Annotated in this window: 10 protein-coding genes and 2 tRNA genes; 2 read left to right on the top strand and 10 right to left on the bottom strand. The window is 50.5% G+C overall.

Annotation, left to right across the window (positions count from 1 at the left end):
* Positions 1 to 63 precede the first annotated feature (63 nt).
* The gene (locus IEX02_RS04295; RefSeq protein WP_188690757.1) at positions 64 to 1,548 is read left to right on the top strand and encodes a serine hydrolase domain-containing protein; all 1,485 of its coding nucleotides are present in this window, start codon (positions 64 to 66) and stop codon (positions 1,546 to 1,548) included.
* An 83-nt stretch (positions 1,549 to 1,631) separates the two neighbouring features.
* Here IEX02_RS04295 and IEX02_RS04290 read toward each other — a convergent pair whose 3' ends face one another.
* Both IEX02_RS04290 and IEX02_RS04285 read right to left on the bottom strand, forming a co-directional pair.
* On the bottom strand, positions 1,632 to 3,494 hold the full coding sequence (locus IEX02_RS04290) for an alkaline phosphatase D family protein (protein ID WP_188690755.1): 1,863 nt from the start codon (positions 3,492 to 3,494) through the stop codon (positions 1,632 to 1,634).
* Positions 3,491 to 4,801 carry a DUF2252 family protein gene (locus tag IEX02_RS04285; protein ID WP_229702049.1) on the bottom strand — a complete coding sequence of 437 codons (1,311 nt, stop codon included), beginning with the start codon at positions 4,799 to 4,801 and terminating at the stop codon, positions 3,491 to 3,493. Before IEX02_RS04285 ends, IEX02_RS04290 begins: the two co-directional genes overlap by 4 nt.
* A gap of 308 nt (positions 4,802 to 5,109) precedes the next feature.
* Between IEX02_RS04285 and IEX02_RS04280 the strand changes: the two genes are divergently transcribed.
* Positions 5,110 to 7,284, top strand: coding sequence for a methyl-accepting chemotaxis protein (locus IEX02_RS04280; protein WP_188690751.1), 2,175 nt, complete (start codon positions 5,110 to 5,112; stop codon positions 7,282 to 7,284).
* A 52-nt stretch (positions 7,285 to 7,336) separates the two neighbouring features.
* On the opposite strand, the gene ilvN is transcribed toward IEX02_RS04280, so the two are convergent.
* From ilvN to orn, 8 genes are all read right to left on the bottom strand, one after another.
* Entirely contained in the window at positions 7,337 to 7,834 is a 498-nt protein-coding gene (gene ilvN / locus IEX02_RS04275; RefSeq protein ID WP_188690747.1) for an acetolactate synthase small subunit, read from the bottom strand.
* Entirely contained in the window at positions 7,834 to 9,552 is a 1,719-nt protein-coding gene (locus IEX02_RS04270; protein WP_188690733.1) for an acetolactate synthase 3 large subunit, read from the bottom strand. The genes ilvN and IEX02_RS04270 overlap by 1 nt, the downstream gene beginning before the upstream one ends.
* A 317-nt stretch (positions 9,553 to 9,869) precedes the next feature.
* On the bottom strand, positions 9,870 to 10,238 hold the full coding sequence (locus tag IEX02_RS04265) for a MaoP family protein (protein ID WP_188690730.1): 369 nt from the start codon (positions 10,236 to 10,238) through the stop codon (positions 9,870 to 9,872).
* Positions 10,239 to 10,398: 160 nt separating this feature from the next.
* Positions 10,399 to 11,652, bottom strand: a complete 1,254-nt coding sequence (gene nhaD, locus IEX02_RS04260; protein WP_188690726.1) for a sodium:proton antiporter NhaD — start codon at positions 11,650 to 11,652, stop codon at positions 10,399 to 10,401.
* A 121-nt stretch (positions 11,653 to 11,773) separates the two neighbouring features.
* On the bottom strand, positions 11,774 to 12,268 hold the full coding sequence (locus tag IEX02_RS04255) for a DUF4442 domain-containing protein (protein WP_188690723.1): 495 nt from the start codon (positions 12,266 to 12,268) through the stop codon (positions 11,774 to 11,776).
* Between the two features lie 117 nt (positions 12,269 to 12,385).
* Positions 12,386 to 12,461, bottom strand: a tRNA-Gly gene (locus IEX02_RS04250).
* A gap of 36 nt (positions 12,462 to 12,497) precedes the next feature.
* Positions 12,498 to 12,573, bottom strand: a tRNA-Gly gene (locus IEX02_RS04245).
* Positions 12,574 to 12,706: 133 nt separating this feature from the next.
* A complete protein-coding gene (orn, locus tag IEX02_RS04240) occupies positions 12,707 to 13,252 on the bottom strand; it encodes an oligoribonuclease (RefSeq protein ID WP_188690720.1) in 546 nt (181 codons plus the stop codon).
* Positions 13,253 to 13,319: the final 67 nt, after the last annotated feature.

Genomic DNA, 13,319 nt, shown 5'->3' with positions numbered 1-13,319 from the left:
ACTTGCATCTAAAAACCGGGGCGCATGTTTCTAATCAATTAAGTTAGAAACATGAGCCTTAATATGAAGTTACTTATTAAAGTACTACTTAGTGTGTTTACTTCTTTGTCGATGCAAGTTGGCAATGCCGACGTTTTGGATAAAGAGACTTTGCTGCGAATAGAGCGTCAGTTGCCAAAGCAAATAGAGAAGCTGTATGCAGACAATGGTTTAAAGGGCGACTTTCTGATTGCCGTGATCGATACCGAGGGCCTGCGTTACGCCTACAGCCTCAATGAACGCGGGGCTGGCCCGAAAGACAATGGCTTAAGCATTTCTACTCCATTTCTGTTGGCATCACATACCAAGGCATTTACCGGTACCCTGGCACAGTTGTTACAAGAGCAGGGGCGTTTCTCGCTGAATGCACCCCTGCGTCAGTACCTGGCAGACCTGATTCTGGACAAGCGTGTGGCGGTTGATGAGATAAGTATCGCGCAACTTCTAAACCATACCGCAGGTTTTACCAGTACCCAACACAGCTTCAAAACCGCTTATCTTGGTTATCAAGATGAGTCAGAGCTGATCACAGCGCTAAATTCCAAGATGCTTGTCGCGGCCCCAGGTAAATTCCGCTACTCCAATACTGGCCCCATTCTGGCGGCTGCGGCAATGGAAAAGGCAACGGGACAATCCTGGAAGAGGTTAATGCGCGAGGAGATTTTTATCCCGCTTGGGATGACCAATACCAGCACCAATTTGAGTGATTACCCGCCCGGGGGGATATTACCAAGCGTGGAGCTGGACAGTGATGGTCAATTAGCTCGTAAAGGCCTGTATAAAGATAATATAAGGCTACACGCAGCGGGTGGTGTGGTGTCGACATTGGCAGATATGGCCAAGTGGCTGCAGTTCAATTTACTGCAGAGCCAGCACCTTTCTGATAGCGCTCACTTTTTTGATAGTTTGCATCAGGCAACCACAGTTCAGGACAAGCATTACTTTACCTATCAGCGCCGCGGCTACAGTTTAGCCTGGGACATTGCCGACTATCATGACAAGCCCATATTAACGCGCTTTGGTAGCTATGCTGGGATTAGTTTACATGTCTCCTTTCTGCCGATAGAAAAGCTTGCAGTGGTGAGTGTGTATAATGAAGAGCGTGGTTTCTTACTGCCCCATGTGGCTGCTAACTATATTTACAATCTTACGGTAAGTCCTGGGGCAGCTCAGCAGCGCTTTGATGTTGAGAAAGGGCGTCTTCATCAAAGTGTAGAACAAGAGAATGCCAAACTGCTTGCTTATTCTCGGCAAGTCAGAGTAAGCGCTGAATGGGCGACTTGGGTGGGGCAGTACCAGGCAAACGACGGCTGGCCAGCAATGGAGATATTCGAGAAACAACAGGTTGTCTGGCTACGCTGGGGAGCGTTAGAGGGGCCCTTATATCAAAGGGAAGAGAATCAGTTTACCGCTGCACTGGGGCCTTTGCGTCGAGATATCCGTTTGGCTATCGAGCACGGCAAGAGGATGATAAAAAACGGCAGCATCGAATATGTAAGGTCACCCTGATGTTTCAGACTCTAATCCATTGTGCTGGCACCTTGGTCTGATATGGCCTACATGGATAGCTGACAAGACGGCTTATTAAGGGCTTATGTAAACTCTACCGTCTTATCTTTACTGATCACCCGTGCCTGAATATGTTCATATTCATCTGGCAAGATCACCTGGCCGATACCACTGCTGTTGTAGAGTACACCACGCTGGCCTTGTGGCTGGCGGCGTTTAATCAGCATTCGGCGGCGCTTGGTTAAAAAGTTGAGCGGTGAGCGACTGCCATACAGCCATAGGTTGATACGGTCAAACCAGCGCAGCAAACCTGCCGGGAAGCAATTCTTAATGCCGCTGGCGGTAACCTGCAATATCTTTGGGCTGTGTTTGCGAAAACGCAGGGTAATGTCATACACAAAGCTGTAATGCACATCGCCGGACAGGATGACAAAATGCGGTGGGGTTTTATGATGGCGAAAAATATTCAAAATCACATTGGCAGCACCGGGATGGGCCATCCAGTTTTCCGCATCCACCATTAAAGCCTTACCAAAAAAGGTAAAAATACGCTGTACTGCTTCAATCAGCTTTACGCCGAAAATAGGTGCCGGTGACACCAGTATTACTGCCGGTTCACCGATGAGTTCCTGCTGCAAATCTGACAGTGACTCCCAGTCCATCAGGCCAGATGGTTTGGCGGGGCTGCTTTCCGAACGCCATCTATGGGTGCGGGTATCCAGTACGATAATCTTAGGTGCGGTAGTCAGACTGTAATGCCAATCCTGCCAGTCCAGCAAGGTGTTGATAAGACTGTCCTGCTGCTCCAGTTCACCGGCCTTTACACTGGCATGTAAAGCGTCAAGTAGAGGGTCAAAGCACAAGGGTTTGTTGCCCCAGCCTTGACAAAGCAGGTAGCCAATCAGGGCATTGCCGATAATCCGACGTGAGAACGGGTGGCCATAAGCCGATTCTTCCCAGCCACGGGTCAGATTCCAGTCGTCGGTAATGTCATGATCATCAAAGATCATATAAGTGGGGATATGCGCCAGGCAGCGACGAACGTCACTCAGCCCTTGGACAAACTCTTTTACTGCCTCGCTTTCTTTATCGTAACGAGGTTTAAACTTGTCGGGAATACGCGCGCGGCCTGCGTCCAAATCCACCCACTGCCAGCAAGTGTCGGACCAAACCAACAAATACATGGCAATCACCTCTGCCAGGCAGATAAGGTGATTGTGGGCTCCGGCTGAGGTGAATATCGGTTTTTTGGCCCCGCCGAAGAAGCGTTCTACCAGTTTTTCATTGGCCTTGTTTTTGGGTAGCAGTAGTTCACGAAGGTAGTAGCAGTCAGGGCTGTTATAGAGTTCCTCGCTGGTGCTGACGGTGGCACCGGCAAACTCTTCGGTATACAGCCCCAGCTTATCTATTACCTGATGAATGGCCCACAGCGTTGGGCCCGCCACATCATCTACATAAACCTGATCACCGGAAAACAGCATTAGTGCCGGACGCTGTTCGGTATCGCGGCGTTTATCGGCCAGCAGTTTATCCACTTCCAGCAAGCCATCACTGCTGGGGTGATGGGGCTTGCGGCAGGAGCCATGTAGCAGATTATCGACCCGGGATTTGAGCATAAAGCCCGGTTGTTGGTCACCTGCATAACAAAGCCCGGGTATCTGGCTACCTAGGCCCTGCCCGTTGTCATCCAACAGATCGTAGTGCAGGTAGCTGTCAGTGGGAAGGGCGGTATCCAGACTGAAATGCAACAGTTGGATGTAACAATGTTCACCGACCTGGATTTGCTCATACCGAGTCGGTTTGGCAGCAAACGGCGCACCGGTGCTGTCGCTAAGTTGCAAGTCAAAGGTGCAGGCGCGACTGGTTGCCAGCCACAACGTTAGTTGGGTCGGTTCACAATGCCGCAGTATGGGACCGGCCAGAATTAAGGGTAAGGATTCGTTCACACCTTGGTTTCTAACAAGGATTTCAACAGGTTGCAATCGTTCAACTGAAGCTTTGCATAACTGCTTACACTTTTTTGCAGTGCTTCCATATGCAGGGGTAACTGCGTGACCATGGCAGATTCAAAGCGCACAGAGCGCCGATCACCGCGGCAGTGAGCCAGTGCCAATGCCTGTCCACAAGCGCGGGCATAATCCAGAAAGCCGCCATTAATAGCTTTGTTGCCCAGGCCAATATCCTCAGGTGCGACCCCCACTCTGGCGTGATGCCGGGAGCGAACCAGATAGTGTTCACCCTGCCAGAGCACCTCATCTAAGAGTAAATCCGGGCGGCGCTGCATGCGTCGCTGACAGGATGCAGTCAGATGCGCAGCATTGAGTCGGTTCACGGGGCTGAGGTCGGCAAACCAATGTAAAGGGGCGGCGGCCCGCTGTTTCTTGATTTCCACTATATGACAAAGGGGCAGGTCACTGGCCGCGAGTTCTCCTTCGGGACCAACTAACAAGTAATAGCGCTGCATATTGGCCGAGCCGGTGCCGGCATCCAAACGTCGGGTCACATCCAGAATACTGTCGTCCATATAAGGTGCGAAGGTACAACGTAAATCCTTTTCCTGTTCGGCCGTTAATGGTCTGAATTTTTTCGGCAGATAGCGGAATCTGGGCGAATGCTGAGTAAGATCCACCACCTTGGCCAGGGCGCTTTTGCTCAGGAATTGCTCACCACCAGCCGCTCGGGCTACGGCTTTGCGCTGCTTTTTCGCCAGTATATGAGGTTTGCTAAACAAATTGAGTACCTTCATACGAGACTCCGGCGCATCAATGCTGGCACGGCAGACCTGCAGGTATTGGGCAAGAAACAGGGCTATGGCTTGCTGAGCAAGCTCCTGGCTGATCGCTGGCTTACCCAGGTTTTGGGGCTCTCCCTCGTAACGGCCCTGAGATATCCCCTGACAATAGTCTGCACATAACAACAAACTGGTGCTGAATCTGGAAAGATCCCACACCGCATGGCCGATACAAGCATCGTCAAAATCATTGGGAGAAAAAATCACCTGATCACCATGTGACCCTTCTTCGGTGAGGAAACCGAAGTTTCCCAAGTGGCAATCACCCATGACGGTGGTTAACGGTAGCTGCAATAGCGCGGCAGGGAGACGCAGCACCTCGTTGGCGATATCGGCATAAAAGAGCTGGGCAGCACCGCGCATAAAAATATAAGGATTTGCGGCCATTTTCCGGTGTTTGGCTAAGCCCAGCTTGCCATCTACCCGTTGTAGCTCAGTGTTGATTAGCGCTATACGTTGCACAATAGTCCTCCGGCCTGAGCCAGTGGCGTAAGTGGGTACTAAAAAGCATACAACATTCGCCGCTTGCCTCTCATCCTCTTGCATTCACTTTTTCTGAAGGTTTTCACGCCCTTGATGGAAATTTTGTTGCGATCTTTGTTTATTCAGACGATAACCTTACTCAGGGATGCAAAGCGATTCCGGTTGATGTACTGCATCATTCGTGAATGGACGGGGAAACCCATGGAAATCACGCGGTGTGGCGGCGGTTGCGCAGTTGCGAAACTCTGCCACACTTAGGTTCGAGCAAAACTAAGTTGCGGCCCGTTATGAATAAAAACGCTAACCAGCCTTCAAACTTCCACCCTTCTTCATTAAAACAAGCGTCACTGGCGATTAAGTTACTGCTTACCGTCGGCTTCTTGCTGGTGGTGGTGACCCTGGCCTTCTTGTTATATAGCCACTGGTCATTATCGGATACCGAAGACGTTATTGTGACCCAAGTGTCTTCTGAATTGGAAAGCAGTGTGGCGGATGAGCTGCGCGCCCAGGCAGGTATGCATGCCAGCCAGGTGGCAGCCAGCATTGAACAAATCTACCAGTACCCCAAAGCGGTTGCTACACAAATTAGCCAAACCATTGAGAACGCTGACCAGCAGCCCTTTAGTCGTGGTCAGGTGGAAAATCTGGTTAAGTACACTTTGGGTGTCAGCGGCTCTTCGTCCATGTATGCACAGTTTGAAGTCGGCGGTTTTTATGACAACGATGCTGACTATAGCGCCGGAGCGAGTCACTCCGTTCCAGGTACGGGGACATTGGAAGTGTATTTTGTGCGTGAGCCTGATGGGAGTATCGATCAGGAGCCCATTATTGATGCTGCAGAAAAGCACGATACCACGCTGGACGAGTTCGGCTTTCGCGCTGCCGAGTGGTATCTGTGCAATAAGGAAAAAATGCGCCCTTGCCTCACCAACCCCTATAACTATGAAATCCGGCCTGGCTACGAAGAATTGATGACCAGCCTGACCGTGCCTGTGATTGCGCAGGGCCGCTTCAGAGGGGTCGTGGGGGCTGATATGAACCTGCCTATTATTCAACAACGGGCGACTTCTCTGGCAGCCTCGCTGTTTGCCGGTAAGGCTAAAGTATTTCTGGTCAGCCAGGATGGTTTTCTGGTGGCCGCCAGCAACAACGCCGATAAGTTAGCCAGACCCTTTTCGGAAGTCGTGAGTGCTGAACAAGCCAAGCAGTTGGTGGCGCTGGCGACCTCTGGGGAAATGCTCAAACTGGATAATTATTTGTATGTTGCCAGCCCGGTCAATATTGAAACGGCGCAAACCCAGTGGCAGTTGATTATTGGTGTTGACTATCAGTCAGCCATGGCGGCGGTTGGGAAAGTCTCTGGCGCCATTCAGGATGAAGTATCGGCCCTGCTGGGACAGTTATTGCTGATTGCCATCATATTGGTGGGTTCAGCACTGGTGATTGTATGGATATTTACCCGCACTATTGTCAGCCCATTGCGTTTAGTGGCCCAGCGTATGAGCGAGCTGGCCGGACAAGGAGGCGACCTGACCAACAGCTTGCATGTCAGTACACACAAAGAGCTGATTGAACTGGCAGATGGTTTTAACCAGTTCCAGGAGAAAATCCGAGGTTTATTACAATCGGTGAAATCGTCCAGTCGCGAAGTCGCGGGCAGTGCTGAACAAACCAGTGGTTATGCCAAAGACACCAGCACGCAGATAAATCGTCAGCATCAAGAGATTGATAGCGTGGTCACGGCCATTACTGAAATGTCGGCAACCGCCAGTGATGTGGCCAAACATGCCAATGATGCCGCCGACAGTGCTCAGTCTGCCAGAGGCTCGGCTAACACCACAGAGAAGACCTTGTCCTTTGCGGTGGATGAAGTGACTAAGTTGGCAGATGATATGGGTCAGGCTGCCCAGGCAGTATCTGCCGTGGCATCGCGCAGTAACGATATTCGTAAAATTCTGGATGTCATTGGCGCTATCGCCGATCAAACCAACTTACTGGCTCTGAATGCCGCCATCGAAGCCGCACGTGCCGGCGACCATGGACGTGGCTTTAGTGTTGTGGCCGATGAAGTGCGCGCTCTGGCATCTAAAACGGCTGAATCAGTAAAAGAAATCAGCGACGTGATCGCCGGTTTACAACAGGAAGTTAAAACTACTGTGGGTGTGATCGATGAAAACAGTACTCGCGCTACCTCGGCGGCAGACAAATCGAAAGAGGCCTTTGCTGACCTAAGCAATATTGTGACGGAGGTTACCCATATTTCCGATCGTATTATGCAAATGGCTACGGCCGCTGAAGAGCAGAGCGCCGTAAGCGAAGAGATCAACAAGAATATGGTGTCTATTGGCGATGCGACCCGTCAGGTGGCTGACCTGGCCGGTTCATCCATGCAAAGTGCCGGTGATATTGCCGATAATGTGCAGCAGTTACTGCAGCAATTAGATCGGCTTAAAACCGAGTGATAGTAAAAACAAAACCCCGCTCGCTGGCGGGGTTTTTTATTGGTGGTTCGCCTTATTGGCGCATGGATTTCTCACCGCGCGACAAGCCGCATACACCGGTACGAGAGAGTTCAACAATTTCAGCTGTTTGACTCATGGTGTGGATAAAGGCGTCCAGTTTGTCGCTGGTGCCTGTTACCTCAATGGTGTAATTGCGTGGCGTAATATCCACTACCTGGCCCCTGAAGATATCTACAGTGCGTTTTACCTCATCACGCACGCTGTCGCTGCGTGTTCCCACTTTAATCAGCATCAACTCACGCTCAACGTGCTGGCCGTCGGTTAAATCCGAGATCTTCAGTACGTCAATCAGCTTATTGACCTGCTTGGTGATCTGCTCAATCACTTTGTCATCACCGGCTGTGGTGATGGTCAGCCTGGATAAGCTGGAATCTTCAATCGGGGCAACGCAAAGTGAATCTACGTTGTACCCCCGCTGGGAAAACAGGCCGATAATACGAGACAGTGCGCCAGGTTCGTTTTCCATTAATACAGATATAATTCGTCTCATCAGGTGCGCTCCGTCTTGCTCAGTCTCATGTCGTCCATGGCACCATATTTGATTTGCATGGGATAAACGTGCTCGTTCTGATCAACGGCGATATCCATAAAGACCAGCTTGTCTTTCAGTGCAAAGCAGCGCGCCATGGCGTCTTCCAGCTCTTCAGGCTTTTCGACTTTGATACCCACATGGCCATAGGATTCCGCCAGTTTGACGAAGTCAGGCAGTGAGTCCATATAAGAATGAGAATGGCGACCTTTGTAGATCATATCCTGCCACTGACGCACCATGCCCAGCGCGCGGTTGTTCAGGGAGATAACCTTTACCGGTAAGCCGTATTGCATACAGGTAGACAGTTCCTGAATATTCATCTGAATACTGCCGTCACCTGTGACGCAGCAGACCACCGCATCGGGGTGAGCAAACTGCACGCCCATAGCGGCAGGCAGGCCAAAGCCCATAGTGCCCAGGCCGCCGGAGTTAATCCAGCGACGGGGTTTGGCAAAGGGATAATACAAGGCGGCAAACATCTGGTGCTGGCCAACGTCAGAGCTGACATAAGCGTCGCCCTGGGTGTGCCGGTATAAAGACTCGATAACTTGCTGAGGCTTAATTAGCTCATTACTGCCTGCGTAAGACAGACACTTACGTGTGCGCCAGGACGCAATTTGTTCCCACCAATCGGCCAGCTGCTCTTTGCGCTCGGTGTCGTTGATCTCATGCATCTGCTCGAAAAATTGTGTGAGGACGCTTTTCACCGAGCCCACTACCGGAATATGGGCATTGATGGTTTTGGAAATCGACGCTGGGTCAATATCCACATGAATAATAGTGGCATGAGGACAGAATTTATCGACGTTATTGGTCACCCTGTCATCAAAACGTGCACCCAGAGCCAGAATACAATCGGCATTGTGCATGGTCTTGTTGGCTTCCAGGGTACCGTGCATACCTAACATGCCAATACATTGCTCATGGTCGCCAGGGAAGGCGCCCAGGCCCATCAGGGTATTGGTAACAGGTAAGTGAAGCTTTTCTGCCAGTTCAGTCACCAGGCTACTGGCGTCACAGGCAATGGCACCACCACCCACATATAAAACCGGGCGTTTGGCTTCCAGCAGTGCTTTCAGTGCCTTCTTAATTTGCCCCATATGCCCCTTAATGGTGGGGTTATAAGAGCGCATTTGCACTTTATCAGGGAACTGGTAAGGATGAGATTCCTGGATATTGACAATATCTTTAGGTAAATCCACGACCACCGGACCGGGACGACCAGTATTGGCAATGTAATAGGCCTTGGCAATGGCATCAGGAATGTCGATTGCGCGCTTGACCAGGAAGCTGTGTTTGACGATAGGACGTGAGCATCCGACCATGTCGGTTTCCTGAAAGGCGTCTTCACCGATGTGCACAGATGGCACCTGACCGGAGAGGATTACCATAGGAATGCTATCCATATAAGCGGTAGCAATACCTGTCAGGGTATTGGTTGCCCCTGGCCCTGAGGTGACCAGCACCGTGCCAGTCTGGCCTGTGGCTCTGGCATAACCATCAGCCATATGGGCCGCTGCCTGTTCATGCCGAACTAATACGTGTTGAACATCTTCTTGCGCATAAAGGGCGTCGTAGATGTCCAGTACCGCACCACCCGGGTAACCGAATACGTGCTTTACGCCTACATCTTTCAGCGCTCTGACCACCATGGCGGCGCCTGACATCATCTCCACTGCTTTTCTCCCATTGCTACTGGCATTTCCACGGGGTTTGGGTTCCGGGTTGCATATGGTTTATTGATTATTAGATTCCCCCAACTTGCTCTCTCTACATCAGCTTTCAGAAGTGAAATAGCCTTCAAACAGACAAGCGATTAGAGGAGGGAGTGAAAACTATACTCAAGGAGGAGAAGAGTTGAAACAGTAAATACAGGAAAAGCGAGATATCTATCCCGTTATATGGAAAAAATAGGATGAAAATTTCATTTGAGGCGAGGTAATTGCTGGGAAATAGGATGTGTTAACCTTTGGTTAACACATCCGTAACGCCATTAATCGTCCAGTTCGATTTCAACGTCTGATTCTTCGCCCATGTCGTCACTCTCTGACATACCACGAGACTTGGAACCATAGATGCTGCCCATCCTGGGGCGATTGATACGCTTTTGGTACTTGCACCAAGCGCGCTCAGCCACCGTCAGAGGTTCACGCTCTCCTCTGGCTGATGCCAGAAAGCCCTCATCCTCGTCGTTTTCAGGTTCCAAAAAACCATCAACCAGTGCGGCTATCAGACAGCCATAGCGACTTAGCGCCTGACTCTCAGATATGGAAAAATCCCCGGAACGAGAAAATCCATACGGATAGTTCTTCGGATCAAGAAATTGGCGTTTTAACAGCTGTTCTTTCGTTTGTTTGGCCATGATGGGCATCCCCAACTAAAAAGTCATCAACATCAGGAATGATACCAATAGAATTGGTATTGGCAGCGTAGCCCATAGGACATGGGCCTTTGCCAAGGACTAGATAGTTTCAAAATGCGAGGCTGTCAACAAAAAATTGTCAGTCTCGCGATTTTTTTTATTAAGCGAACAGAAATTGGCCGAGATAATGTACCAACAGGTAGCCAAAGGTATAGGCAATGATAAGTGGCAGACTAAACTTGGCAAAGCGTCCGAAGGTCAGACCGGGGACTTTACTCATGGCCACAATACCAGCCGCAGAACCTATCACTAGCAGTGAACCACCTACGCCCACGGCATAGGTCAAGCTTAGCCAGGCGCCGGGAGCCATATGAATGTCAGCCTTTAGCAGCGCGGCGGTTAACGGCACGTTGTCAATAAAGGAAGACATGACGCCAAGTGTATAGTTGGCGGCGGCTAATGGCATGATGTCGTAGATTCTAATCAGCACGTCCAGTACATGAATCTGCTTAAGCATACCCACCAGTAACAGGATGCCGAGGAAGAACAACAAGGTATCGAACTCGATGCGGCGGATATAGTCGAGAATGGGATCTTCGTCGTTATCCTTACGCAGGAAATGCGCCACCAGGAACATCACCGACAAACCGCATAGGAAGCTGAGCACAGGTGGAATCTGAAAGGCGATATTGCCCAGAATCGTCAGTAAAATGGTGGCCAGGAAAATTGCCGCGATAAGCATATCCACTCGGTTAACCGGAATACGCTTGCGGGTCAGGGTAATTTGTCCCTGCATACCAAAACTCAGCATGGTCGCCAGCAAGATCACTGAGCACAAGGCCGGTAAGCTCAGCCACAGCAGATTCTGAATCTCGGTTTTACCGTCCAGGAATATCATCAGTGTGGTGACATCACCGGTAATCAGCGCCACGCCGCCGGAGTTCACCGCAAATACTGCTAGCACCGCAAACTTAATGACCTTTTCCTTGGGTAATCCCAGTGGCAGTATCATGGCGACAGAAACCAGAGTGGCGGTGATGTTATCGGCCAAAGAGGAAAAGAAGAAAGCAAACAGGCCGGTCATGAAGAGTAATTTGCGCTCACTGAGTTTACTTGGCAACATCCTGTTGATCAGGCTCTCAATCATGCGCTTTTTGTTCAGATAGGCCACAAAGGTCATGGCTGCCACCAAAAACAGCCATAAACTGGCAATTTCAGCGATATTTTCTTCTAGGTGATGATTGACCAACTCGGTGGCGCTGTCGGTCATGGCTGTCAGATAAAGGATGACCCAGGACAGGGTACCGGTAAACAGGGTGATTTTTGCTTTGCTGATGTGGGTAACTTCTTCGAAGACCACGCCGAGTAAGGCCAGGATTGCCAGCCCGATTAACAAAATCTCCACACCGCTCATGTGAAATTGCCTTGTGTCTTTGCGATGGCGGCGAATTCTAAACCATCAGACCAGTAATGCCTATAAGCCATTTGGTTAATAGATTGCAAAGGGCTTGTTGGCTGTTGGCCTGGCAAGCCGTTTAGCGGGGCTTTTTCGTTACCCAGGCCCAACGCATTTCGCATTCTATGGTCTGTGCGCCGGTACTGTCTGTGACTGTTACGGCTATCACAGTGTCACCACGCTCCTGGTTTTGCATGGCTTGAATCTGTTCTTCGCTAATACGGGCCACGGCTTGCATATCGCCCTGAGCCCGGGTCAGATAGCGAATTTGCATGGATTTGATCAGTGGCAGTTTATCGCCGGGCAGGTTAACGCCAAAGATAAAGCCGGTAGCCGATTCTGCCAGCAGTGCCATGGCGGCGGCATGCACACTGCCAATATGATTCTGGGCTTTTTTCAAATTACGCTGGCGCATAGTTACTGTGCGCCCGTCGGTTTCTAGGATCTCCAATCCTGCAGTACCGGCCAGTTTCACCTTATGACAAAACGCCCAGGTAAGAATGCGTTTACTCAGCCACTGAGGATAACCATTGGCTTTGTCAATCAGACGACGCAGTGGGTTAGGGGCAGACATAAAACACTCCTGGTTAGACCAGTTTTTACGTTGCCAGATTTAGATGGCCGAAACAATGACTTTATGCCGTGAGGTGGACGGCTAGCGAAAAGGATAATGGATATTCAGGAGAAAATTTGGAGCGGGAAACGAGACTCGAACTCGCGACCCCAACCTTGGCAAGGTTGTGCTCTACCAACTGAGCTATTCCCGCTTGGAAGATACCGACGTATCGGTTGATATCAGAATTTGGAGCGGGAAACGAGACTCGAACTCGCGACCCCAACCTTGGCAAGGTTGTGCTCTACCAACTGAGCTATTCCCGCAATCCTGATATGCCTGAGGCGAACTTTACGACCTCAAGCGGAGGCGCATTTTACAAAAATGCCGGTCAGACGCAAGTACTATTTTGAAAATCCCGCCTGACCGGTGGTTTTATAAACAGCTTTGTGGTGTGCCTTAGATATTGAAAACGTGCTGGCGATAAAATTGCAACTCGGCAATGGACTCGCGAATATCATCTAGGGCCAGATGTGTACCTTGTTTGGTAAACTGGCTCAACAGCTCAGGCTTCCAGCGGCGCACCAATTCCTTGATGGTGCTGACATCCACATTTCGATAATGGAAGTAGGCTTCCAGCTCTGGCATATGACGCACCATAAAACGTCTGTCCTGACCAATGCTGTTACCACACAGGGGGGATTTACCCTGGGGAACCCAGTCGGCTAAAAACGCTAGTGTCATTGCTACCGCTTGTTGTTCGCTCACTTGGCTATCGCGACAACGCTGCGTCAGTCCACTGTTACCGTGGGTGCGGGTACACCAGTCGTCCATACCATCCAGTACGTCGTCAGGCTGGTGAATAGCGATGACCGGCCCTTCGGCCAGCACATTTAACTGGCTGTCGGTGACGATAGTGGCGATTTCCAATACCTTTTCCCGGTCTGGATCTAAGCCTGTCATTTCCATATCAATCCACACCAGGTTATCAGCATTTTGCGTCATGTTTCGTCTGCCTTAATTTTTTGGTATTTACCGGGTTGCAAGGTACACTTGGCGTCCTGTTATAGGC

The sequence above is a fragment of the Bowmanella pacifica genome (assembly GCF_014645355.1).
Classification (GTDB): Bacteria; Pseudomonadota; Gammaproteobacteria; order Enterobacterales; family Alteromonadaceae; genus Bowmanella; species Bowmanella pacifica.
Note: the sequence above shows the minus strand (reverse complement) of the source record. Positions and strands in the feature narration are given on the sequence as shown.